Raw genomic sequence first — 24723 nt, forward strand, 5'->3', positions numbered from 1 at the left:
TAAATTGATGTGAGCTGTCCGCACTGCGGCTGCCAGAGGTTCCACCTGCTGTGGGGACGCTCCAGCCTAAGAACCGGGCTTCCGACTCGACTTGAAGCCACGAAAAAGCCGTGTCTCCAAGCTCGCCTGTGCTGTAAACTGGCAAAAAACACCAGTTAACACCACCGCCACGGCTGGCTACACCTCTGGCCTCCTTCGGCTAAGCTTGATTTTACCAATTCAATTGAAAAGTCATAACTTCACTAATAATTTCAAGAACCACCACAATGTTGTCCGGCATTGTGGTGGTTTTTTGATATCTATTGGCATGACTTCCTACAGTCTACTATTCATCGTTAACTACTGTCTGAGCTGGAAGAGATTGTGGATGAAGCCGACACAGGTCACAATTCTCACTTTATTTGAAATAAATCGGCCAACTTGATTCGCATCAAGTTAATGTTCCCCGTTCCCAGGCATAATGAATACATAAACGAGGAACACAAAAACCTTAAATAACTTAGACAAAGAAAGGATCGTTATCTTATGGCATTTCAACGTTATATTTATTCTCACACCAACCCTATTACCTTCTGGTCCGCCGGCTTAATTATCCTCGGCTTCCTCAACACCTGGTTCACCAAGGTGCCCTACGTCACCGACACCGCCTGGATCATCGCGTCCGTTATCGCCGCAGCTCCCATTGTTCTACGGGCCATCAGTGCTTTGAAAGCCAAAGTCTTCAGTATTGAATTACTGGTCGGCATCGCCGTTATCGGGGCGTTTGCCATCGGCGAATTTGAAGAATCAGCCATTGTAACGTTCCTGTTTCTCTTCGGTTCCTACCTGGAACAAAAGACACTGGCCAAGACGCGGGGCGCGATTCAATCCCTGACTGAAATGGCCCCAACCACGGCACTGCTGGTCGGCGACGATGGTGCGACTGAAGAAGTCGATGTCGATGACCTAGAGGAAGGGAACATCGTCCTCGTCAAGGCCGGTGGCCAAGTTCCCGTCGATGGTAAAGTCGTCAGCGGTACTGGTTACGTCAACGAATCTTCCATTACGGGTGAATCTCGGCCCGTCAACAAGGCCGATGGTGACGGCGTTTACTCCGGGGCCATGGTCGAAAGCGGTACGCTGCAGATTGAAGCCACCCAAGTTGGGGACGAAACAACCTTTTCCAAGATTATTGAACTGGTCGAAGAAGCCCAAGACACCAAGTCTCCTGCCGAAAAGTTTATCGACAAGTTTGCCCAATACTATACGCCAGCCGTCCTGGTCATTGCTATCCTAGTCTTTGCCTTCTCTCAAGATCTCCGGTTAGCCATCACGGTCCTCGTGCTCGGTTGCCCTGGGGCCCTGGTTATCGGTGCGCCAGTCTCCAACGTGGCTGGGATCGGTAACGGCGCCAAAAATGGGATTCTTATCAAGGGTGGCGACGTGGTCGAAAGCCTCGCCAAGGTCGATACAATTGTCTTCGATAAGACCGGGACATTAACAACCGGTAAGATGGATGTTGCTAGCATGAAGCAATACACGGGCGACTCTGACTTATTAGGGGCCATCGCTCAGGTCGAACAGACCTCTGATCATCCCCTGGCTACGGCTATCACGAGTCATCTCGCTGCCCACATGCCGGCTGACGCATCAACCATGACCACTGAAACCATCAAGGGTCGCGGCATGATTGGCCAATGGCACGACGAACCCCTCTATGTCGGTAACGCCGCACTGTTGAAGGACAACGGCATTACGTTAACGGATACACAATTAACTGATTTACACGAGATGCAAGACGACGGCCAATCCACGGTATTGGTTGGCTACCAAGGCCAATTAGCCTTCATCCTCGGCGTCGCTGACACGGTTCGGACAGAAGTCCCCGCCGCACTCGCTGCGCTGAAACGCCAAGGCATCAAGCACCTAATTATGTTAACTGGTGACAACCAAGCCACCGCCCAAGCCGTTGCCGAATCCTTAGGTATCGACGAGGTCCACGCCGACTTGTTACCAGCCGACAAGGTCACCTTCGTCAAGAAGTTCCAAGACATGGGTCGTAACGTGGCCTTCGTCGGGGACGGTATCAACGACAGTCCTTCCTTAGCTACCGCTAGCGTCGGCATTGCCATGGGTGGTGGGACAGACGTCGCCATTGAAACGGCGGATGTGGTCCTGATGCAATCCAGCTTCAACGCCCTGAACCACGCGGTTGGTTTGGCCAAGAAGACCTCCGCCAACACGAAGGAAAACATTACGATTGCCATCGCTACAGTCCTGTTCTTACTGATTGGTCTGGTCTACGGCTACATCTACATGGCCAGTGGGATGTTCGTCCACGAAGCCTCAATCCTCGTCGTTATCTTCAACGCGATGCGCTTGATTGGCTACCATCCCCACGTCAACAAACCCACGAAACAACTCGTTCAGCAATTAGCAACGAACTAACACAGTCGAATAGAAGCGACAAAAAACCGATTACCCAGAAAATTAGGGTAACCGGTTTTTTAAATACAAATTTTAATGTTCCTGGAAGCAGTGACGCTTAACCAAAGTCATTAATGATGCCAGAGAAGTAAGGCTTGCCATTGACCGTATAGTTATTCCACGTGCCACCATAATAGTCATCTTCGAAGGATTTACTCCCTTTGGTCTTAAGGTCGGTAATCTTAATCTGGTAAGTGTGCGCACCGATTTTCTTACCGGGTAAGCCTTTGATGTACTTGTTGTATTGTACCGTCGTCGTGTTTCCCTTGACCGTGGTCTTGGTCATCTTGGCAGAGGCAGTCGGCTTGTAAGTCTCCACACTAGTGCCATAGTTGACTGCCATATCGCCACCATCATACTTGTTCATCGCAGCTTGATTGTAATACTGGATGTAGTTGTCGAGTGTCAGGTAAAACATTGGCGAGGCAAACCCATTTTTCTTGGTATCCTTGAACCCATTTCCTTGGCGCAGGATTGTTCCGCGAATCGGCGCCTTAAGGGTGACCTTCTTAAAGTTTGCCTTCGTCAGTGGTACTGAATCTGTCATCGTAAAAGCCAAATTTTTGAGGCGATTATAGTGCACCGCCCCAGAAGTGAAGGATGACTTAACCACTGGGCTCCCAAATTTTTGGGAGGAGCTGGTCACGAAAAGCAAGGATCCCTTCTTTTTTAGCAGCGGCTTATAGGCCTGCCCATGTCGCTGCGAAATACCAACGTACACGTTGCGTTTGGCCCGGACGTAGCTCCCATACTGACCCGTCAAATACTTGCTTGACGCCTGCGCCGTTGCTGGTGCTGCGAGCATCCCCATGCTCACGACCGCACCAGCCAGCAGTAAACCAGCCGTCAATTTTCCCTTAAAATTCAACAATCTAACTACCCCCTAGATATATGTGGTACACAACTATTATACTGCAGAATTAGGACTCGGTTACAACTGCTATCACCTATTTTTCTAGCAAAAAACTCGTGATAGCTCACCCGCTGGCATCACAAAAACCGAACAAAAACCGTCATTTCGCAAAATTACGAAATGACGGTTTTAATTAACTAATTTATAGAAACAAGCTTACTTCGTGAAAGTCCACTTAGCAGCTGGCGCAACGCTGGCCTTAACGGCAACGACTTGGTCCTTGCTGTTAACGATCTTGAACTTCTTAGCAGAAGTGAAACGTAAGTAGAAGGTCTTAGAAGTCTTAGAACCCTTAGGGGTGTAAGTAATCTTCCAGAACGTAGGGGTCTTAGCCTTAACACTGTACTTAGCGTAAGAAACTAAGGTCTTAACCTTCTTACCATTCTTGTAGAGGTATTGGTTGAAACCAGTCTTTTGACTGAAGACGATCTTTTGAGAATACTTGTTAGCCGTGTTGGACTTCCAAGTACCAGTAGGCGTCTTAACCGTAAAGCTAGCAGCCTTCTTGGTTGAAGTCGTCTTCTTAGTAGCGGCCTTCTTAGTCGTTACCTTTTTTGTGGCAGTCTTCTTGGCAGTCGTCTTCTTAGTTGTCGTTGCTTTTTTAGTAGCAGCGGCTTGAACCCGGATGATCCGGTAGAAAGAAGTCTTAGTCTTTGAGTTAGTAGCGTAAACGTAAACGTTAGCGTTCTTCTTCAACGTCTTAGCTAACTTAACCGTGTACTTACCAGTTTTCTTGGAAGCCGTTGCGCTACCCAAGTTCTTCTTGGCATTTTTCGTGCTCTTAACCGTGATCTTAGAGCCCTTCGTAGCAGTCCCCGTGATTGACTTGGAATTGTTGTAAATTGCCTTAACACTTAAGCTAGGACCAACATGCGTAGCGGCATGTGCGGTCGTCGTGGCAGTCCCCGTCACAGCTGGTACTGTGGCACCAATTGTAAATAAAGTAACCAAACCAGTCATTGCAACCATAAATTTCTTCATTGTTTTCCTGACCCCTTATATTGAATTGACCGACAAATTTTGCCGACAAAGTATTTTCTAACCGCCTAGTAGTATAACAGATTTTTTGCAAATTAGTGACAAATTTATAACCAGGTTGGACCTTCTTTAACAACACTTAAAACAAATTAACCCGTTATCCATTCTTTACCCGCGCGTTAGGCGATAATTCCCACAACAGCAGCCTTACACGTAGATTGGCTCACAAGTGTGGCACCGTTTTCAAATTATGTTAAGCTGGAATCAAAATGCCAGCTACTGTCCACCAAATCGTACTTATTTTCACCTGCGCAATCTGCTAGAAATGGAGCGTAAATTTATGCCGAATATCAATATTCTTGACCTCCCCATCGAAGACGATCTTACGACCAATGCGACCATGACGATTCAAACTGCCATCGATCGCTGTGCAGCCAATAGCGGCGGCACGGTGACCATCCCCAACGGTACCTACGTCATCGACGGTCTGCAATTGAAGAGCGACGTCACGCTACACCTAGAAGCCGATGCCATTCTCAAGGCCAGTGGCGATGAAACTAAGTATACACATCGGCCCGGCCCCTTCGAGCTGAACCGCAACCACACGTCAATTTCAGCACTCATTTACGCCAAAGAGCAACACAATATCGCCATTACCGGGGAAGGCCACATCGATGGCAACTATACCGCCTTCACTTATCCCAATCAGGAAAACGAGGTTCATCTAAAGTTCTACAACTATCCCCGCCCCATGACGATTTATCTGGAGGACTGTACCAACATCACGCTGGACCACATTACCGTGGAAAACGCCCCCTTCTGGACAATTCATTTGGTTGGCTGCCACAATACAGAGATCAGCCACATCGCCATTCACAACGAGGTCCGGATGCCCAACACTGATGGCATCGATGTCGACCGGAGCAAAAATACTCACATTCACGACTGCGAAATCATTACCGGTGACGATGCTATTTGCCCCAAGTGTACTGAGGAAACCGCACAATACGGGGATTGTACCAACCTTCTCGTGGAGAACTGTTACCTGAAGACGCAGAGTGCCGCCGTGAAATTCGGTAGTAGTAGCTTTGGCAATTTTGAAAATTGTAAATTCCGTTACCTGACGATCGAAGATACCAACCGTGGATTGGCCTTTCAGTTGCGCGATCCCGGCAGTGCGGAAAACATTAGCTTTGAAGACATTGCCATCGATACCAAACCTTATAGTGCGGATTGGTGGGGATCGGGTGAACCCATCTTTATCAGCCTACTTTCCCGTGATGCCGCGACCGATCTTACCGGCCAGACTATCCGGAACGTAGCGTTCAAGAGAATTACCTGTACCGCAGAAAACGGGATTCTCGTGGCGGCCGAATCCGCAGAAGCTATTCAAGGCATCACCTTCGAAGACATCGATCTCACGTTGCGACAGGATAATGAAACGCCAGTAACCTTTGACTTACGCCCATGGAAGGGAACGGCCAAGGTTCAGCGGTCTTTGCGGCTGGTCACCAACCTCGCGGGTAGTGATCTGCGTTTTAAGCATGTTCGAGGCCACTTTCCCAATCAGCTCACCGTAACCCTATAGCCTAAAATCTGCAAAACTTATCATTCACGCGGGGCTTTATGATAGTAATCTCGATATTTTTTATAGAAGAAAGTTCGATTTGATATACCAACTTTTTTAATAACTTCACTCACTGGCATTTGCGTTGACGATAACAACGTGTGGGCATGCATAATTCTTTGTTTAGTTAAAACTTCCGAGAAAGTTTCACCTACAGTCGAGCGGAAAAGATTACTTAAATAGTTCCGATTATATCCATACTTCTGCGCAACATAAGAAAGACTGATAGTATCATCGTTATCGTTAATGTCTTGCAGAATCTTCGTAATTAAAAGCTGTGGTTTCGTTAAATCCTTATCTACGTCAACGGAATAGTTACGCACTAATTGCGCAATTAAAATAGACAAATATGCCTTGATAATGGTATCGGCATAGTCTCGTTGCAAATAATATTCCTCAATGATTCTATCTAATGTTTCCTGAATCTCACGACCATCTTCCTGACGAAATAACAAATACGATGCCCTATTTCCAACCCCAACTTTTCTATTAACAAGAAATTCATAAAGCACGCTTCGGCTACTACGGAGACTGTTCAACAAATCAATATTAATTGTTCTATCCTGAAACAAAATATTGATTAATAAATCATTAGTTCCTAAGTAGCCAATAGAATGTTCACATCCAACATCTAGTAGCAACAAATCTCCTTGGTTTAAGTGAATCTCTTTACTACCAACAACTTCGTCGGCTTCTCCCCGTAACATATAATTGACCTCTAAAAACGTATGCGTATGCATCGGATATGGCGCATATCTATTATGCTTACTGACATAGATGTTTTTATTTTTAAAAAAGTAATTATTCAAAACTAACGTGTTGCGTCGTTTGGTCAATTGACTATCATAAGCGGCCAACGGAATATCATTATGAAATTCATAGCTTTTAAGCTGTTCTTTCTCAATCTTCGTTGGCTTCATCAAGCTATTTAAAATATTATCGAGCATAACCCCAACACTCTCCTCGAATTAGCAAAAAACGCCCTATAATCATAAATTTCCTTTATGCCTATAGGACGTTCTTTGTATTCTATTAATTTTTATTAGTTAGGTTGAACTGAATGATCAGCAGGCGTTTGCTTGCCATCATCCTTCTTATCGCTATCCTTTAACATCCCGTACTTCTTTTCAGCACGAATCATACTAAAGCCAGCTAATCCAAAGATAATAACAACGCCGACGAATCCCCACATTGTCGTTTTGATAGTTCCTGGTAAAACAAGCAATGGTGTCACAATTGCTAGTAGGCCGCAAAGGAATCGAGAAAAGCCATTGATAAACCCTTGAATACTTGCCCGAATTTCAGCAGGGAAGGATTCTTGCGTCCATACCTTGTAAATGGCTTCACCTGAAAGCATACTACCAACACCCCAGATCAGCATGAAGGCAACAATCATCGCAATTGAATCACTACCGAAGATAGCTAAACCACCCATAGCAATCAATGCACAAACAACCCCAATACCAAACCAAGTATTCCGTTTAGCAGAACCAGCAATCGTAACGTAAATTCCTAAAATAAACAGCGCCGCAATATGTAGCCCTAAACCAATACCAGTTGACAAAGTCTGAGATGCCCCAGCCTTTACCAATACGAAGGTCGTAAACTGACCCCAAGTATTAGCAATAAAGTTCCAGAAAACATAGTAGATTAGAATACTCGAGAAGAGATACAGGTACTTTTTGTGGTTAGGATCCTTAAACAAAGTCCGAATAATTGAGGCACCGTTAGCATGCTTCTCTTCACCGGCATCTTTCACAGCTGCTAAGCGTTCAGCCGCTGCCGCATGGAGCTTCCTAATTGTACCTGATAAAGTCCGCCATAACCATACAATTCCAGCCACCGCTGCAAAGACAGCGAAGACAATCCGACCACCTGTAACACTCATCGTAGAAACAATAAATGCGGCCCCAGTCGAAACAAATTGTCCGACTTGCCAGAATATTTGAGTTGAAGCAACCATTTGAGATGCCATTTTTTGATCTGGCGCATCCCGTGAGATAATCGTTAAGGAGACTGGTAAGTCAGTCCCTGAAGCTACCCCCGCAATGACAGTCCCCAATAACAAAGTCATAAAGTTTGAGGCGAATACACAAACTAAAGCCCCAACCGCATAAGCTAAGTTAACCCAATTAAAGACGCCAACTAATCCAACCTTATCAGCGAATCGACTACCGAAGATTGAACCAAACGCAATCGCAAAAGTCAAAGCCCCCGAAATGATTCCGACCTGACTATTCGTCAAATTCAACCCTGCTTGCCACACCGTAATGGTACTTGCTAATCCCACAATGATTCCGGAACCAAGCATTGATCCTAAACCAGCCGCTGCAGTTAATCCCCAGTAGCTTCCATATTTTCTCATCATAGTTAAAGCCCTCCATGACCTAAACTAGCTATTTATATGCAATGACATAATTACCAGATGGTAAGACAACATGGCTATTCTCTAGTCCTGGCTGAATATCCTCTTCACCATCATTAACCTCAATTAATTGGCTACCTTTAGGTAGTTCAATCTGAATCTTTGAGTTCATTGGGACATTCACACTAATTTTATTTTGCTGTTTTTCGGCAATAAATTTAGCTTGAATAATTCCTTTAGAGCTTGGTGTTGTAACTTCAACTCTCTTTAACTGCCCTGGCTGGATTCTTAAGCGGAACAAATCAAAACCAGGTTTCAAAGGAACAATACCCATAATTCCTTGAACAATCGTTAGGCCCGGTGTAGCCCCCCAAGGATGGGACATCGTTAAGTTAGGTTTGTAATAGTTGCTCCAGGCTTCTGGTGCAATCGTAGCCTTAAGGTTATCCAAAATAGCAGCAAAGGTCTTTTGATCCTTGCGATTATCTGGATTGGTCAACAATCTCAGAGCGTCTTCTGAATGTCCTGTATCAATCAGTCCCTTGAGCATGAAGTAAATAAAGTAAACACTACCAATGAATTTACCATCATTGGCTACGAACCGACTTAATTTATCTGCCATCTTTTGGTCTTCATACATCCCATAGCAAAGCGCATATGCCGAAGAATGATGAGCAGCATGCTGGTTAACTTTTAGATTTTCATCTAATGAATCATAGTAAACACCCTGTTCACTATCATAGAGATAGTGAATCATCTGCTTCTTAATCGTTGCAGCACGGTCAGCATAAAACGTACGATCCTCTAGGTGCCCAGTAACTGCGGAGATATGACTCATGATCTGGTAAACACCATAATAGATTGCATTAAATGGTGTGTTATATTTACCCTCAACAAATCCATCCCGTTCACGGATTGGCCAGTCAATTAAGCCATCATTAGTAACTAAACCAACTTTTTCATCAAAGTTATCCACACCATCTTGTCCGCGCTTAAATTTTTTCTTTAAAACGTCATACCGATTCTCTAAAAGCTCTTTATCATTGGTGTAGAGATAATCTTGCCAAGCCATTTCGACGTTAAACAACTTATAGTCCTCTGGCCAAGTTGGATCATCTAATAAGTAATCAATGGAGTGACGTGCTAAAGAGTAATGTGAAGACAAAACATAACTTGTATTTCCATTAACTAATAAGTCACCTTCATACGGTTTTCTTTCTCTAGCCTGTGAATCAACATAAACATCTTGGTTAGTGGCCTCGATTGTATATTTTGAAAGCTCATACTCTCTATTGAGTAAGACATTATCACTATGAAATGAGCCCTCATCTTCATCGAATGGCTGCGCGATTGCCCAGCCTTTGAAATCATCTTGTGACAAATTACCAACAAAACCAGTAATTTCGATATAGCGAAAATTCTTCATTTGAAGCGTTTCGAAATCATTATTTCCGGCAACCAATGTCCAACTTTCTAGATAATCTGGGCCGCAAGCTAAATGATGACGAACCTGACCGTTATCCTCCAACTGCTCCCCCATTGCCACATCAATTCGTTGCGCTTTCGTACTGTGGATTCGAACGCGCAGACTGCCAATAATTTCTTTTCCTAAATCAATGACATAATGTTGCGGTCCTAATTTAGTCATCGACTTTGTTTGCTCGTCCTTGACAATTCGGCATGAGTTTTCACTTCGATAAGGGTACAATGTCTCAGCCTCACCAACTAACTCGTCTGGATTATACTGCGCTTTGGACCACGCATGATCGTTATAATCTAGCGCAGACCAATTCTGGGGATAATAATTCATATCAACATTTTCGGAAACCATCCCAAAATACAGGCTTCTCATCCGAACACCATAATCGCCAAAAGCATTGCTACCATCTAGAGCTTTCCAATCTTCATCGGATACTATGACAGTCTTCTTTTCACCACTATTTAAATAAACTTCCAGTTGTCCCCAAAAGGCTTTTCGTGCCGATTGCCCTGTTGCCAGAACACCAATAACATTTTCATCATCCAAAAGCTCTGTAACATCATAACTATTGTAGTAAATAGCTGTCTTATCTGATCCCTCGTAATTTGCTTGCGGTCTAGCAGAACCGACCCCTACAGATTCTCCATTGACATATAAATCAAATCCCTGTGTCAAAACTGGCTCATTTCCACGAGAAAATGCAGTTAAGATTGCAGTATCAATATCTAATTTTGAGAGTGTGAACTTGGGACTTCTCATAAACACCACGTTACCAATGTGTGGCAATTCATGATCATCTTGTTTAAGACCGTTACTCCAAATACCATGATTCTTTTCAACCAAGTTGTCTGGCACGCAGATAAATTTATTTGGCTGAGAAAAATCACTTATTCTTCCAAAATTGTCTTTGATACGAACTTGCCAATAATATAATCTTCCTGACTCCAGAAATTGTGAAAGTTCTGGAATTAATACTGCAGAGTTCTGATTTGATGCGATCCATTTGCTATCAAACAAATAATCCTTATTGGCTAACTCATGCAATCTCCTAGAAACGACCACTTCAAAGTCCGTTTGAACACTGCCTGTCCGATTGCTATGATCCCACCAACTAAACCGTGGGTGCTTTCGGACATTATAAGCAAAGCCCAATAAATTTACGTTTAAATGTGTCGGTTGTAGTAACCGATCTACAGCTGCTGTCAAATTCAATTCCTCCCATAACTTATTCACTAAAATTATTGATTATCTGGCCAAACTTTATCGTAATCAATTCCAGTCAAATCCTTAACGGTCTCAGCAACCTTAGGATCAACATCCTTTTTACTACCGCCGTTACGTAAACGTTCAATTTCGCCTAATACAATGGCATGACTCTGCTTATTTAACTTGAAGGTCAAGGCAACTAATAATGCTAAAATAATCAGACCACCTGTACCAAATAGTAAGATGTTAGCAATTGCATGCTGAGCAGCAATTGGTTCAGAAGTGGCATTCTTGACGAAATGACTACCATCTAAGATGAAACCAACGGCAATCGTCGCAACTGCCACCGTTGACTTACGCGTGAAGCTCATAACAGCAGCAAAGATACCGGCTCGCCGACGCTTTGTCACAATTTCATCCAAATCTGGAATGAATGGAAAAACATTCCATGGGGTAAATTCAAGAGTCGCACGTCCAATTTGGTAAATCAATGAGATGAAGAACAGAATCAAGATAATATGATGTGTGATGTGGAGTTGGAAACAGATATAGTAGGCAACTAACATCAGTAGCATCAATCCGTAACCAGTAGTGTACAGAAACTTCGGCCCATACTTGACCATGGCAAATCCAGCAACAATGGTTACGAGCAATCCTATCAAGGAAAGAGATAACATGTTGGCAGCTACAGTAGCCGACAAACCTAAACAATAAATACAGAAGTAGGCAAATACCGTATTGAAAGTATCCTTCCCGGTAAAGGAAAATAAGTAAATCAGCAAGTGCTTCCGAAAACTCTTAATCTTCAGAGTAGAACCATAATCTTTCAGCAAGCCCCAAATTCTTTGGCCAACACTACCTCTATTAACAGCATCTTTTTCAAGCTCTGCCGCCATTTCCGGCGTAACTGGCTTTTCCCAAGTAACGGAGTAACAAACGTAAACACCGATAACAAAGATAATTGCAAACATAGTCCCATTTACTAAAAATGGTACAGGACTATTCTGGCCGAGAATGGCAAATAACTGACCTGGAATAAAGGTAGCTAAGAACGTTGCCCCTGCTGAGATAAACATCCGAGCAGAAGATAATTTCGTTCTCTCGTTATAGTCATCGGTCATTTCGTTTGGTAAGGTTTCGTATGGAATCATCATGGCACTTGAGATAACCTCAAAAATCATGTATGTTGCGAAGTAGTACCAGTAATTCATCCCAGCGATCCAAAGTGTTATGTACAATAGCATTAGTGGAGATCCAATCAGCAAGAAGAAGTGCCGACGTCCGAATCGCTTGCCTAGCTTTGTCTTGTAGAAGTTATCTGTTAAACTTCCCATCAGCAAACTACAGATTGCATCGGCAACTCGAGCAGCCCCGATAATTGAAGCACCCTGAACCGCGGTTAAATTACAATATGAGGTGTAGAAGAAAAGCATCCAGGCACCGATGATTGTCATCGAGCCACCGCCGACGAAATCAACAATACCGTAACCTATGCCACGCCATACCGTGATTTTACGTGGCGTATAAACTTTGTTCCTACCCATTTTTTCAGCTCCTATCTCTAGATTTTTGAATTAATTCTGCCAACTTATAAGTTCTTGTTAAGCATAAAATCCGATAAAAACGCCGTCAATGAAGCGCTTACACATTTAATTTTTCAACCACGACGTAAGTTAGGCCCCACAAGGTAATCGGACTTTTATTTATTTTTTTAGGCACTTAATAAATCTGTATATTTGATACAGCAAATATGTAAATCCGCCTATCCGCCCCCCCCTATCAGCTCATTCAAAATCAAAATGTTTGTATCTCCCCCCGCAAAAGCCTATCTTAATCATCAGACAAAAAAACTAAGGTGGTCAGCTATCTATGGAAAAAACATTCAAATTTGATAACGAGTTAACAATCAATCGGTTAGGCTATGGTACCATGCAACTCCCTGGCAAGGGTGTCTGGGGCCCGGCCGCAGATCCAGAGAACGCGCCCAAGGTCATCGAGACTGCCATCGACAATGGCGTCAACTTCATTGATACCGCCGATGCTTACGGTCCCTTCTTCGCCAACCTCTATCTGCGCACGGCCCTGCAGAACCGGCCAAATAGTCACGTGATGGTCGCCACTAAGGTTGGCCAAACGCGGCAAGGTCCTAACCAGTGGACCCCAACCGGCGTACCAGCCTACCTCCGTCAACAGGTCGAACTGAACCTATTTACCCTCGGTCTCGACCATCTTGACTTGCTACAGCTTCATCGGGTGGACCCGACCGTTCCCTTTGAAGATCAGATCGGTGTCCTCAAGGATATGCAGGACGAAGGTAAGATCAAGCATATTGGGCTCAGCCAGGTTTCCGTCGACCAACTGAAGGCCGCCCAGAAGATTACGCCAATTGCCGCCGTTCAAAACATGTATAATCTCAGCAATCGTCAAGATGAAGACGTCTTAGATTACGCGGAATCCCAGCATATTGCCTTTATTCCGTGGTACCCGCTTGCGACCGGTCAGCTGATCACGAACCCCACACTGACGGCCATCGCCAAGAAATACAGTGCCTCACCAGCACAGATTGCCTTGGCTTGGCTACTCAAGCGTTCTGACGTGATTCTTCCCATCCCCGGTACCAAGTCCAGTGATCATGAATTGCAAAACATTCATGCCCAGGACATCGATCTTAGCCAAGCAGACTTTGATGCCTTGAAGGACTTAGCCAAATAGATCATTGGTCACTCACCAAACATACTGGCCAGCGGTTCTGTCCCTTGGTCACTGTGTCCCTTAATTATTTTTCATGAAAATAGTTTCAGCAAACCAACTCGTCTGACGTTACTTCGACGAGTTTTTTTGTTAGACTACGAGTGATAGCGATTTCATAGTTTCTCAGTGAGCACGGTGTTTCCATCAACTTTCAGACGATACTATTTTGCTTTCATGAAAACGTAGAAATCGTGTAATCGGTGTTTTCATAGCATTGCAACCGGTTGTCTAAATTTTAAATTCTTGGTTTAAAAAGGTCGCGTTTCATCAGAAAGAGGCGTATAATAACTTCCGAAGTGGTCTAGACATACTTTTTTACTAGGCAACTCGCGGATTCCCGGATGGTTGCCCCCATCCGTGGATAACCGATGGCAATTTTCAATGCTTTTTGATTCGTAGACACTGCTCATATAACGATTTTAAATTTAAGGAGTGACGATCTCGTGGCAACTGAACGTAAAGCTGTATTCTTATTCTTCGGTGGTACTGGTGACTTAGCTTACCGGAAACTCTACCCAAGCCTGTTCAATCTCTATCGTAAAGGTAACTTGCGGTCCCATTTCGCCGTTATCGGGACTTCCCGTGCAAAGATGGACGACGACAAGTTCCGCGCTGCTATCAAGAAATCTTTAGCAGACAGTGGTAACCGGACTGACTCTAAGGAAGCAAGCGACTTTGTTTCCCATTTCTACTACCAAGACCATGACGTTACCGACACGGCGCACTACGCCGTTCTGAAGGACCTGATGGACAAGTTAGATAAGAAATACAAGGCAGAAGGCCACCGGATCTTCTACCTATCAATGGCCCCTCAATTCTTCGGCACGATTGCCCAAGACTTGAAGACACAAGGCTTGTTATCTGAAGGTAACGACGTCTTCAACCGTCTGGTTATCGAAAAGCCATTCGGTCGGGATTACGATTCCGCTAGATTATTAAACGACGCCTTAAGCAAGTCTTTCGATGAAGATCAAATCTTCCGGATCGACCACTACTTAGGTAAGGAAATGATTCAAAACATCGAAGCCCTGCGTTTCGGGAACACCTTGGTTGAATCTCTGTGGAACAACCGTTACATCGACAACATCCAAGTTACGTTATCCGAAAAGCTTGGGGTTGAAGAACGGGCTTCCTACTACGATAACAGTGGGGCTTTGCGGGATATGGTCCAAAACCATATCATGCAAATTGTTTCCCTGTTAGCTATGGAACAACCTGTTGCCTTCACCGACACCGACATTCGGGCCGAAAAAGTTAAGGCCTTACGGAGCCTGCGCGTTTACAACGTTGCCGATGCCGCAACCAACTTTGTTCGTGGCCAATATGGCTCGATCAACGAACAAGCTGACTACCGTCACGAAGACAATGTCCCTCACGATTCAACGACTGAAACATTCGTTGCTGGGAAGTTGTTATTCGACAACTACCGTTGGTCTGGCACCCCATTCTACATTCGGACTGGGAAGATGTTAGCCGACAAGTTCACGCGAGTTGACGTTGTCTTCAAGCGGCCATTAGTGGACATCTTTGCCTTTCCACAAAGTCAAAACACCCCACTGGCTGCCAACGTCTTGACGATCTTCGTTGAACCACACGCTGGATTCTCTCTGCAATTAAACGCCAAGACCAACGACACTGGTTTCTCAACGGAACCAATCAAGTTGGACTACCTGGTCGATGCTCAGAAGTCCAAGGACACGCCAGAACCTTACGAACGTCTGTTACATGACGTCTTGAAGGGTGACGGGACCAACTTCTCCAGCTGGCCAGAAGTTTCTTACGCTTGGAAGTTCGTGGATCAAATCCGTCGTGTTTGGGACTTACAAGAACCACAATTCCCTAACTACACGCCACATTCCATGGGACCAGCCGCTGCTGAAGAATTAATTCAACGCGACCACCGTGAATGGGTCTACCGTTTAAACAACTAATTTTAAAATGAAAATGGCGACCGCCCGCTATTGGGTGATCGTCATTTTTTATTTATCGTTAGAATTACCGCCCGTAACCAGTCAGCATCTACTCCGCCATTCGCAATGCTGCTTTGTCCATCCGAATGTGTGGCGAGCCATTAAAATCAAAAACGGTCCCTAATGCCTGGTAGCCAAACTTTTCATAAAAGCCGCGCTTGTCGATCTGCGCTTCGATACTGATGGCCTCACCCGCATAGTGCCGCTGAATCTCCGCTTCAATCTGCTCCATGAGTTGCCGGCCGACGCCTTGTCCCCTGACTTCCGGAATCGTCAGCACGCGACCAAACGTGACGTGACCATCTTCCCGAAAGATTCGGGCATATGCCACCAGCCGATCGCCTTGAAAACCCAGTACGTGGCGGGCAACGGGATCGATCTCGTCAATTTCCTGGTAAAGTCGATCCTGGGCGATAACAAATGTCCGAATACGTTCATATGCAACTTTATATAGTTCTTTGCTTGATAAGTCGTCAAGCGTTCCAATATGCCATTTAATCATCAAATCATTCTTTCTTCGTGTTATAATATGTCTATCAGTATTGCGCATTTTAATTTCAAATGCAACAAAAAGGAGAAAAATATGGCAAATTCTTTTCGGAGTATCGGGCTGATTGCCCGGTCGACCTCAATTATTGGGAACCAACTTTTCCAGCGTGACGACCTGCAAAACAACCAATTCATCTATTTAATGCGGATTTTTGAGAATCCTGGGATCACCCAGACCGAGTTGGCCGAACAGCTCCATGTGGACCGCTCAACGTGCCTGAGAACCGTGCGCAAGCTGATCGAGCATCAATACGTGGCCCGCCAATCCGACGCCGCTAACAAGAAACTACGGCCGCTAGTCGCCACCGACAAGGGCCGGGCTATCTATCCCGAGCTCGAAGCTTACGAGCAGCATATTCTCGCTATCGGGATGCACGGCCTCTCTGCCGGTGAACAGCTCATTTTAGAGGAATTATTAGGAAAAGTTGCGGCCAATGTTAAGGACTATCAACTGACGCAAGACTAGTTGCGCACGGCCTAACGAAATTTTTTTACAAAAATTAAAATTATTTTGAAAAAAAGCAGTCAAATGAGTTCCCTTTTAAATTGTTCAATGCTACACTAGGAGTTGGTAAAACCGAAATCAATCTTAACAAAGTAAAGGAAGGTTTCTAATGGCAGAAAAAGCTAATATTGGTGTTGTTGGTATGGCTGTCATGGGCAAGAACTTAGCCCTGAACATTGAAAGTCGCGGATACACGGTTGGTATTTACAACCGGTCCTCCAACAAGACGGAACAAGTTATGAAAGACCACAGCGAAAAGAAGTTAGTTCCAAGTTACACGGTGGAAGACTTCGTTAAGTCTTTGGAAACGCCACGGCGTATTCTTTTGATGGTTAAGGCTGGTAAGCCAACTGACGCCGTTATTCACGAATTGCTTCCTCTGTTGGACAAGCATGATGTCCTCATCGATGGTGGGAACACGAACTTCCACGACACGATGGCTCGTAACGCCGAACTGGACAAGTCCGGTATCAACTTCATCGGTATGGGTGTTTCCGGTGGTGAACTGGGTGCCTTACAAGGTCCTTCCTTAATGCCAGGTGGCCAAAAGGAAGCTTACGACTTAGTTGCCCCAATCTTAGAAAAGATTGCTGCTAAGGCTGACCAAGACGGCAAGCCATGTGTATCTTACATCGGTCCTAACGGTGCTGGTCACTACGTTAAGATGGTCCACAACGGTATCGAATACGGTGATGAAGAGCTGATCGATGAAAGCTACAACATCATGCGTAACGTTGCTGGCCTCTCCATTGACAAGATGGCTGACATCTTCAAAGAATGGAACAAGGGTGAACTTGACAGTTACTTGGTCGAAATCACTGCTGACATTCTGACTCGTAAGGATGACTTAGGCGATGACAAGAACTTATCCATTTTGGATGCTATCTTGGACCGTGGTAACAACAAGGGTACTGGTAAGTGGAGTTCTGAAGACGCCTTAGACGTTCAAGTTCCTCAATCAGTTATCACTGAAGCTGTTTACGCACGTTACATCTCAATGCTTAAAGACGAACGTGTTAAGGCTTCTAAAGTCTTGGCACCCGCTGAAAAGCAAGGCAAGGTTGACACCGGTGACGAAACTGAATTCGTTGAAAAGGTTCGCCAAGCCCTCTTCTTTGGTAAGTTAATGAGCTATGCTCAAGGTTTCGAACAACTCCGGTTTGCTTCTGAAAAGAACAACTGGGACTTGAAGTTCGGTGAATTAGCACAAATCTGGCGTGCCGGTTGCATTATCCGGGCCCAATTCCTGCAAAAGATTACCGATGCCTTTGACAAGGAACCTGACTTAACCAACTTACTCTTTGATGATTACTTCAAAGAAGTTGCTGCTAAGTACCAACAATCAACGCGTGACGTTGTCGCTATGGCCGTTCAAGCTGGTATTCCTGTACCTAGCCTGTCAGCTGCTATCACTTACTACGACAGCTATCGTGCTGAAGTCTTGCCAGCTAACTTGCTGCAAGCACAACGGGACTACTTCGGTGCTCACACGTACGAACGTCGTGACCGCCCTGGTGACTTCCATTACTCATGGTACGAAGAACAATAAATCATTAAAACCGATTGAAAAAGACGCCGTTATGGCGTCTTTTTTTTGCGTTTCCATCCCCATAACATAGAAAAAGATCCCCACCTAAGCGAGGATCCTGGTGTTATATACAATTAGCGTTCATTGCCGCGTGTGGCCGCGATAAGTGGTCCCGGCAATGTTATCAGTCAATGCCATTTGCAGGGCATGTAGGCTCTCCCAGTGGTCAATTTCAGCGGCTAGGCCCGCTTCCCACTCTGCCTTTTGGCGACTCTTTTCAATAAATCGGTCCCAATCACTATCGGCAGTGGTCCGATCGGCGGTCTGCCGCCAGTGGGTCCATTCGTTGAGGTGGTCAGCTAGAACTTCAGCTTCGGATGGAGCAATCAGTAACTTTTCAGTCATGGTCGTCGCCTCCTTTGGCAAAATCAAACGGACAAGTCTTCTTTTCTATGGCTTAATTATAGCATATATAGTAAATCATTACTAGTATTAGTTTTAAACCTTATCCAGCACTTCAGCGATTGATGAGGACCCCTGCAGCAATGGGATCGTCTTCCCCACTGCCTGTGGCGCATGCAGAGCCGCCACCATAAAGGCCGCGAGATCTGCTCGCGGAATACTGCCGACCGCTAGCGGATCACTCTTAACACGCCCAGTCCCGGGGTGAAACGACAGCGCGCCGGGTTGGATAATGGTGTAGGCCAGATTCGTCTGATGGACCAGCCAGTTGTCAGCGTAGAACTTCGCGGCGTAGAGGGGCTTCAGTGGCTCCGCCCACCGATTGCGATCCTCAGCAAAGAGCATGCTGATCATCAAAAATCGTTGAACGCCAGCAATCTCAGCCGCCTGCATGGTCTTCACAGCTCCATCGAGGTCAATCAGCAGGGTCATATCATCCTTGGTTCGACCGCCAGATCCCGCAGCAAACATGATGGCATCACACCCCATCAGGACACTCGCAATCTTCTCTGGCTTGGCCAACAGGTCGACCCGCCGAACCGTAATGTCCTGGTCTTCCCAGTCTTCACCGTCCTCATCGGGACCCAAGCCGGCGATGGGTTCATCCCCTCGCGCCTGTAATTGCATGACCAAATTCCGCCCCGTTTGACCGTTGGCACCCACGACGAATACCCGCATGGTCTACAGCTCCCTTCACCTTTTTCTTAGTCATTATTATACACTAGTCCCATGATAGCGTTTTATTTCATTTACACTGAAAAAATTTGGACCAGTTTCCTTTACGAACGGTCAAAGTGTGCCATAATAAAAAAGGGGCACCGATCGACAAACGACCGATACTCACGGCAACACAGAATTTGAGGAGGTCTCCACTTTGCAAAACCAAGATTTAACGATTACCGACCTGGACGAACATGCCCAATTAACCGCGTTAACCGACTTCGTTCACTTCTATCTTGAACATTACCGGACCAACGATCTCGAAATTTTATCACAGTTCAAGGTTGACTACGCCATGAACGATATCAACATGTACATCTACGCAAACCGGAACTTTGGCCCTGACCAATTAGCTGCCGGCGTGCTGGAATACAAGAAGAATCTATTCGTAGAAATTCTGCAAACGATCAACCTACCATTTAACGAAAACGGCTCCCTCAAGGAAAATACCTGGGACGGTTGGTATCAACAAGAATACGCTAAAATTCCCCAAGGGAAATAATCACTTCAGGAGTCAACGCTCCCCACGAAACGCGACAGGTGCCGTTGGTGCTCGGCGCGTTTTTATGTGGCTATTTATGAATTCGTTTTCATTTTTATCATAAGACCCGTATACTTAAAGGGAGCACCTTACATATTGGAGGTAGTTACATGTATTTAGCAGATGAACACCGCTATGACGCCATGCAGTACCGGCGTAGCGGCAACAGTGGCCTCAAACTCTCGGCAATTGGCCTGGGCTTCTGGCATAACTTCGGTAGTGTCGATCCTTTTGATAATCAACGGGCCATCGTCCACACGGCCTTTGACGCCGGCATTACCTATTTCGACCTGGCCAACAACTATGGGCCGGAACCGGGGAGTGCCGAGACCAACTTTGGCCGGATCATGTCGCGCGACATGCGGCCCTACCGAGACGAAATGGTCATTACATCCAAAGCCGGTTACTTGATGTGGCCCGGGCCTTACGGCGAATGGGGCTCTCGGAAGAATATCATCGCCAGTGCCAACCAGAGTCTGAAACGGATGCAGTTGGATTACGTCGATATTTTCTACTCTCACCGGCCGGACCCGAACACCCCGCTGGAAGAAACTGCTTTAGCCTTAGACCAACTGGTGCATCAGGGTAAAGCCTTGTATATCGGGATTTCAAACTACGACCCACAACAGACCAAGGCCATCAAAGCTATCTTTGACGACCTCCACACGCCATACATTGTCCACCAAAGTCGCTACAGTCTGTTCGATCGGCATATCGACAGTAACGGCCTGCTGCAGACGTTGACTGACGAACAGACCGGGCTGGTCACCTTTAGTCCCCTGGCACAAGGCCTCCTGACCGACCGTTACCTCAACGGCATTCCCGCCGACTCACGGGCGCATAAATCCACGAGTCCCTTCCTGCATGAGGATAACGTGGAACACACGCTGAGCACGGTCAAAGCCCTCAACGAGCTGGCCCAGCAACGTGGCCAATCGCTGGCTCAAATGGCAATTGCCTGGCTTCTTCATCAGCCCGTCGTCAGCTGTGTCCTAGTCGGCGCCAGTCGTCCTAGTCAGCTGCAAGACAACCTGAAGGCCTTCGCCAACACTGACTTCAGCGCTGACGAAATCAATCAGATCACTGCCTTACTGGCAAAAATGCCGCAAGCCTAAAAGAAGCGTGATCACCTCAACTAGGGGGTGACCACGCTTTTAATTTGCCTTTTTAATTGAAATCAGGTTAAATCTTACCAACCAGGTTCGTCCCTGGCTTCAGCGTCTGTTCGCCAGGATGCCAATTGGCTGGACAAACTCGGTCGCCGTGTTCAGCAACGAATTGTGCTGCGGTCAACGTCCGGAGAATTTCCGTGGCATTACGGCCGATACCCATGTCGTTGATCGTGTATGACCGGACCTTACCTGCTGGGTCGAGGATGAAGACGCCCCGGTAGGCTTGACCGGCATCGGTATCTAAAACTTCATAATGGCGGGCCAAAATACCAGCGGGATCAGCAATCATGGGGTAAGCCACCTGCCCTACTTCTTGACTCTGTTCGTGCCAAGCCTGATGGACAAACTCGGTATCCTCGGAAATGCTATAGATTTCAGCATTACTTTGTTTGAATTCTGAATAGTGAGTGGCTAGATCCCCTAGTTCAGTCGGACAAACAAAGGAGAAGTCAGCCGGATAGAAGAATAGCACTGACCAGTGGCCTAATAGGTCGTCTTGTGACAATGCCTTAACCTCGCCATTCTGAAATGCATTTACAGTAAAATCGGGTAACTCGGAACCAATAAAATTCATGATAACTACTCCCCTCATTTGATAAACTTCAACGCACCCTAAGCATAACCGTTTAGCCAAGTTAAATCAAGAATGATTCTAAACTAGACTAATATATGAGTCCTTTTATAAATTTATTAATAGTTTGTTATTATAATTATTATTCGATTTTTCTGAGGGTTTCTGATTGCTTTTTCTTTCTGGATAGGATAGAATGAACTATAGAATAAATTAGAAGCTGTTAGGTGAGGCTCCTATACGGAAAATGCTACTGCTCAGAAACGTCGAGAAACGCCAATGAGTCAGCTGTTCAGGTCAAATTAAGGCCTGTTCTAATGTAGCTGTTAATGAAACAAGTAACTACGCCGTATAGTGCTAAAACTCAACGACTGGCCGTTCGTACACAAATGCTTTTTATTGTGCGCTTAGCTAGTCGTGGCTAAGCGCTTTTAATTTACTCACAGTCGTTACTGTCGGTTAGATTATAGGAGGTGATTGAACATGACAACACAACGCATAGATGATCCCGGAGCGTGTTATCACTCGCCGGTGGGAAAGTTGCAGTCAGTTCACACCTCTTGGTTGACGCTTTGAGGAAAACTGTTCTCTAGCTTTCCCTTTCCCGGACCCCGTAGCTTGATGCGGAGGTTCGACTGGTAGATTTTAGACTGAATCGATTGGCCACTTTAACTCAGCCGCTGTCGGCGTTGTAACCGACTGAACCACGGCTGACCTTCCCGAATTCGTTCGTGTGCCGGTTGGATTCAAACCACTTAATGGAAAACGCAAGCTAGAGTTACCCAGTTTTTCTCGGCCCTATGACAACCATAATGCATTGACGTGCTAGTTCACATAGCCGCTTCACCGTTGGGGGAACCCAGTGGGGAGGAAGACACTTGTAACTGACGCTGATTCAACTAGGCTGGTTTTTAATCTCTAATAGTCGATACGAAATTAACACAAATCCTACAACTTAATCCTGATTATCGCGTGTCGCGCCAACACCCATGGGCTGATGGGAATCACCCCGCAAGGTTAGCAGCACACCGTTGATCTGGTTTCTGCAATTATAAAAACGTCCTGTAATTCGCGAAGAATTACGGGACGTTTTGCATTATATTTATTTGGTTTTAGCTGTACGAAGCTCCGCGAGATAATTCTGGCTCTTTTCCTCGCTAAACTCGTGCTCGGAACGACCAATGACCACCGTTGCAAGGGAGTTCCCCACAACGTTGACCGCCGTCCGACCCATGTCGACTAAGCGATCGATCCCAGCGATAAACGTCAAGCCACTCATTGGTACCCCAATCGTGGAGACGGTTGCCAGCAGGACCACGAAGGACGCTCCAGGCACCCCGGCCATCCCTTTACTCGTGATCATCAGAACCACCAGCAAGGTGATCTGCTGCCCCAGGCTCAGGTTAATGTGGTAGGCCTGTGCCAGAAACAGTGCAGCCAGTGACTGGTAGATGGCAGAACCATCCAGGTTAAACGTGTAACCAGTTGGAATCACGAAGGAAACGATCCCCTGACTGACCCCGAACTTATCCATCTTATCAATCAGACGTGGTAAGGTGGCTTCAGAACTGGCGGTTGAGAAGGCCAATACCGCTTCATCCTTAATAACGAAGAGGAGATCCTTCAGTCGGAATTTAAACATCCGCGCAACGAGGCCCATGAAGACCACGATGAAGACGGCCATGGTCCCGTAAGCCAAGAGGATGAAATATCCCAATGGTGCTAGGGCTGAAATCCCCATTTGCGCAATGGTGACCCCAATCAAGGCACAGACCCCAATTGGTGCCGTATGCATAACCCAATTGGTGACCCGGAACATGACCTGTGATACAGCATCTAAGAAGTCGATAATGATTTTCCCCTGCTTACCAATAGCAGCCGTTCCTAATCCGAAGAAGACGGAGAAGAAGATGACAGGCATCATATCGCCCTCACCTAACGACTTGAAGAAGTTAGTGGGAATAATTCCCAGTAAGGTCGCCCAGATGCCGGAATCCTTGGCTGATTTGGCCGAGGAGACGTATTGACTGATGTCTGAACTATGTAGTTGATGAATGTCGATAAAGCTCCCAGGATGGAAGATATTCCCCACCAGAAGCCCTAAGGCAATAGCGATGGTGGTCATGACTTCAAAGTAAATGATGGTCTTCCCACCGATACGGCCTAATTTCTTAATATCTCCCATGTTGGCAATCCCAACGGTCAAACAGGAGACAACAATTGGCAGCACGATCATTTGAATCAGACTGATGAACATGTTCCCAATGTTCTGCATGGCCGTGATTGCCAACTTGTTTTGGTAAAAGACGACACCTAGAATAATCCCCAAAACCAGACCAATTAAGATCTGCCACCCTAAACTCAGGCGATAACTACGGTATTTTTTCATAATTACTTTCCACCTATTTTCTAAAGATAATTCACTTATACCATTCTAAATAATACTTCTCTCATCTCTTGTGGCTAGTCCACAACACTAACTATGATAGCACAAGCCGGGAACGTAACCAAGAGACGAGCCACAAAGATATTCGAACATATACCTAAGTTTAACTGATAACGTTCGTTTAGAGCTTGTAGACCTCACAGACTGGTGCGTGGTGCAATGCCGACCGAGTGGGCTTATCTCTGTTATATCAAGACTCACTACGCTTACACGAATGTACGTTTTAAGCACCAAATTGTAAGCAATTAAGTTTGAAACGTTCTAAATTTTTTGTATAAAAAAAGAACCCTCACAGGGTTCTTTTGCTCGCGTGGCAACGTCCTATCCTCGCAGGGGGCGATCCCCCAACTACTATCGGCGTGCTAAAGCTTAACTTCCGTGTTCGGCATGGGAACGGGTGTATCCTTTAGGCTATCGCCACCACACTATAAGAGAACTTCTTCCCTCAAAACTAGATATTATTCAATTATTTT

19 protein-coding genes, 1 rRNA gene and 1 riboswitch are annotated in these 24723 nt (G+C 45.7%); of the genes, 8 read left to right on the forward strand and 12 right to left on the reverse strand.

The genetic code is table 11. From position 1 onward, the window contains the following. Positions 1–525: 525 nt before the first annotated feature. On the forward strand, positions 526–2427 hold the full coding sequence (locus tag EKM73_RS10205; protein ID WP_125701797.1) for a heavy metal translocating P-type ATPase: 1902 nt from the start codon (positions 526–528) through the stop codon (positions 2425–2427). A gap of 97 nt (positions 2428–2524) precedes the next feature. On the opposite strand, the gene EKM73_RS10210 is transcribed toward EKM73_RS10205, so the two are convergent. Further along, positions 2525–3337, reverse strand: coding sequence for a hypothetical protein (locus tag EKM73_RS10210; protein ID WP_125701798.1), 813 nt, complete (start codon positions 3335–3337; stop codon positions 2525–2527). 198 nt (positions 3338–3535) lie between these two features. Further along, positions 3536–4360 carry an Ig-like domain-containing protein gene (locus tag EKM73_RS10215; protein ID WP_125701799.1) on the reverse strand — a complete coding sequence of 275 codons (825 nt, stop codon included), beginning with the start codon at positions 4358–4360 and terminating at the stop codon, positions 3536–3538. A gap of 337 nt (positions 4361–4697) precedes the next feature. Here EKM73_RS10215 and EKM73_RS10220 point away from each other — a divergent pair, with 337 nt between their 5' ends. After that, on the forward strand, positions 4698–5945 hold the full coding sequence (locus EKM73_RS10220) for a glycoside hydrolase family 28 protein (RefSeq protein ID WP_125701800.1): 1248 nt from the start codon (positions 4698–4700) through the stop codon (positions 5943–5945). A 20-nt stretch (positions 5946–5965) separates the two neighbouring features. Here EKM73_RS10220 and EKM73_RS10225 read toward each other — a convergent pair whose 3' ends face one another. From EKM73_RS10225 to EKM73_RS10240, 4 genes are all read right to left on the reverse strand, one after another. Beyond that, positions 5966–6931, reverse strand: a complete 966-nt coding sequence (locus EKM73_RS10225) for an AraC family transcriptional regulator (RefSeq protein ID WP_125701801.1) — start codon at positions 6929–6931, stop codon at positions 5966–5968. 95 nt (positions 6932–7026) lie between these two features. Further along, positions 7027–8349: an MFS transporter gene (locus EKM73_RS10230; RefSeq protein ID WP_125701814.1), complete on the reverse strand. Its 1323-nt coding sequence runs from the start codon at positions 8347–8349 to the stop codon at positions 7027–7029. A gap of 31 nt (positions 8350–8380) precedes the next feature. Next, on the reverse strand, positions 8381–11035 hold the full coding sequence (locus tag EKM73_RS10235; protein WP_125701802.1) for a family 78 glycoside hydrolase catalytic domain: 2655 nt from the start codon (positions 11033–11035) through the stop codon (positions 8381–8383). A 32-nt stretch (positions 11036–11067) separates the two neighbouring features. After that, the gene (locus EKM73_RS10240; protein WP_125701803.1) at positions 11068–12579 is read right to left on the reverse strand and encodes an MFS transporter; all 1512 of its coding nucleotides are present in this window, start codon (positions 12577–12579) and stop codon (positions 11068–11070) included. A 325-nt stretch (positions 12580–12904) separates the two neighbouring features. Between EKM73_RS10240 and EKM73_RS10245 the strand changes: the two genes are divergently transcribed. Both EKM73_RS10245 and zwf read left to right on the forward strand, forming a co-directional pair. Further along, complete coding sequence (locus EKM73_RS10245) at positions 12905–13747, forward strand: aldo/keto reductase (RefSeq protein ID WP_125701804.1); 843 nt, start codon at positions 12905–12907, stop codon at positions 13745–13747. A 482-nt stretch (positions 13748–14229) separates the two neighbouring features. Continuing rightward, the gene (zwf, locus tag EKM73_RS10250) at positions 14230–15717 is read left to right on the forward strand and encodes a glucose-6-phosphate dehydrogenase (RefSeq protein ID WP_125701805.1); all 1488 of its coding nucleotides are present in this window, start codon (positions 14230–14232) and stop codon (positions 15715–15717) included. An 88-nt stretch (positions 15718–15805) separates the two neighbouring features. On the opposite strand, the gene EKM73_RS10255 is transcribed toward zwf, so the two are convergent. After that, a complete protein-coding gene (locus EKM73_RS10255; protein WP_191988635.1) occupies positions 15806–16258 on the reverse strand; it encodes a GNAT family N-acetyltransferase in 453 nt (150 codons plus the stop codon). Between the two features lie 81 nt (positions 16259–16339). Here EKM73_RS10255 and EKM73_RS10260 point away from each other — a divergent pair, with 81 nt between their 5' ends. Next, entirely contained in the window at positions 16340–16771 is a 432-nt protein-coding gene (locus tag EKM73_RS10260; RefSeq protein WP_125701806.1) for a MarR family winged helix-turn-helix transcriptional regulator, read from the forward strand. Positions 16772–16919: 148 nt separating this feature from the next. Beyond that, positions 16920–18359 (forward strand): NADP-dependent phosphogluconate dehydrogenase, encoded by a 1440-nt coding sequence (gndA, locus tag EKM73_RS10265; protein ID WP_125701807.1) that lies wholly within the window; start codon positions 16920–16922, stop codon positions 18357–18359. Positions 18360–18479: 120 nt separating this feature from the next. Here the strand turns inward: gndA and EKM73_RS10270 are convergent, their stop codons facing one another. Next, the gene (locus EKM73_RS10270) at positions 18480–18743 is read right to left on the reverse strand and encodes a hypothetical protein (RefSeq protein WP_125701808.1); all 264 of its coding nucleotides are present in this window, start codon (positions 18741–18743) and stop codon (positions 18480–18482) included. Between the two features lie 93 nt (positions 18744–18836). Further along, positions 18837–19478, reverse strand: coding sequence for an SDR family oxidoreductase (locus EKM73_RS10275; protein WP_125701809.1), 642 nt, complete (start codon positions 19476–19478; stop codon positions 18837–18839). 196 nt (positions 19479–19674) lie between these two features. Between EKM73_RS10275 and EKM73_RS10280 the strand changes: the two genes are divergently transcribed. Then, positions 19675–20022: a hypothetical protein gene (locus tag EKM73_RS10280; protein ID WP_020090377.1), complete on the forward strand. Its 348-nt coding sequence runs from the start codon at positions 19675–19677 to the stop codon at positions 20020–20022. A 149-nt stretch (positions 20023–20171) separates the two neighbouring features. Then, positions 20172–21176, forward strand: coding sequence for an aldo/keto reductase (locus EKM73_RS10285; RefSeq protein ID WP_125701810.1), 1005 nt, complete (start codon positions 20172–20174; stop codon positions 21174–21176). Positions 21177–21243: 67 nt separating this feature from the next. Here the strand turns inward: EKM73_RS10285 and EKM73_RS10290 are convergent, their stop codons facing one another. The 3 genes from EKM73_RS10290 to rrf form a co-directional block, all read right to left on the reverse strand. After that, positions 21244–21807: a peroxiredoxin gene (locus EKM73_RS10290; protein ID WP_125701811.1), complete on the reverse strand. Its 564-nt coding sequence runs from the start codon at positions 21805–21807 to the stop codon at positions 21244–21246. A gap of 209 nt (positions 21808–22016) precedes the next feature. Then, positions 22017–22187, forward strand: a riboswitch (M-box (ykoK) riboswitch). A 719-nt stretch (positions 22188–22906) separates the two neighbouring features. Continuing rightward, positions 22907–24193: a dicarboxylate/amino acid:cation symporter gene (locus EKM73_RS10295; RefSeq protein WP_125701812.1), complete on the reverse strand. Its 1287-nt coding sequence runs from the start codon at positions 24191–24193 to the stop codon at positions 22907–22909. Between the two features lie 365 nt (positions 24194–24558). After that, a 5S ribosomal RNA gene (rrf, locus tag EKM73_RS10300) occupies positions 24559–24675 on the reverse strand. Between the last annotated feature and the right edge of the window lie 48 nt (positions 24676–24723).

Origin of the sequence: Levilactobacillus fuyuanensis (assembly GCF_003946395.1) — a bacterium.
GTDB lineage: Bacteria > Bacillota > Bacilli > Lactobacillales > Lactobacillaceae > Levilactobacillus > Levilactobacillus fuyuanensis.

Bases quoted from the DNA above. Each gene is read 5' to 3' on its own strand.
- EKM73_RS10205 (WP_125701797.1), top strand. From the start codon at position 526: ATGGCATTTCAACGTTATATTTATTCTCACACCAACCCTATTACCTTC.
- EKM73_RS10215 (WP_125701799.1), bottom strand. From the start codon at position 4,360: ATGAAGAAATTTATGGTTGCAATGACTGGTTTGGTTACTTTATTTACA.
- EKM73_RS10220 (WP_125701800.1), top strand. From the start codon at position 4,698: ATGCCGAATATCAATATTCTTGACCTCCCCATCGAAGACGATCTTACG.
- EKM73_RS10225 (WP_125701801.1), bottom strand. From the start codon at position 6,931: ATGCTCGATAATATTTTAAATAGCTTGATGAAGCCAACGAAGATTGAG.
- EKM73_RS10230 (WP_125701814.1), bottom strand. From the start codon at position 8,349: ATGAGAAAATATGGAAGCTACTGGGGATTAACTGCAGCGGCTGGTTTA.
- EKM73_RS10240 (WP_125701803.1), bottom strand. From the start codon at position 12,579: ATGGGTAGGAACAAAGTTTATACGCCACGTAAAATCACGGTATGGCGT.
- EKM73_RS10245 (WP_125701804.1), top strand. From the start codon at position 12,905: ATGGAAAAAACATTCAAATTTGATAACGAGTTAACAATCAATCGGTTA.
- EKM73_RS10255 (WP_191988635.1), bottom strand. From the start codon at position 16,258: ATGATTAAATGGCATATTGGAACGCTTGACGACTTATCAAGCAAAGAA.
- EKM73_RS10260 (WP_125701806.1), top strand. From the start codon at position 16,340: ATGGCAAATTCTTTTCGGAGTATCGGGCTGATTGCCCGGTCGACCTCA.
- gndA (WP_125701807.1), top strand. From the start codon at position 16,920: ATGGCAGAAAAAGCTAATATTGGTGTTGTTGGTATGGCTGTCATGGGC.
- EKM73_RS10270 (WP_125701808.1), bottom strand. From the start codon at position 18,743: ATGACTGAAAAGTTACTGATTGCTCCATCCGAAGCTGAAGTTCTAGCT.
- EKM73_RS10275 (WP_125701809.1), bottom strand. From the start codon at position 19,478: ATGCGGGTATTCGTCGTGGGTGCCAACGGTCAAACGGGGCGGAATTTG.
- EKM73_RS10285 (WP_125701810.1), top strand. From the start codon at position 20,172: ATGTATTTAGCAGATGAACACCGCTATGACGCCATGCAGTACCGGCGT.
- EKM73_RS10290 (WP_125701811.1), bottom strand. From the start codon at position 21,807: ATGAATTTTATTGGTTCCGAGTTACCCGATTTTACTGTAAATGCATTT.
- EKM73_RS10295 (WP_125701812.1), bottom strand. From the start codon at position 24,193: ATGAAAAAATACCGTAGTTATCGCCTGAGTTTAGGGTGGCAGATCTTA.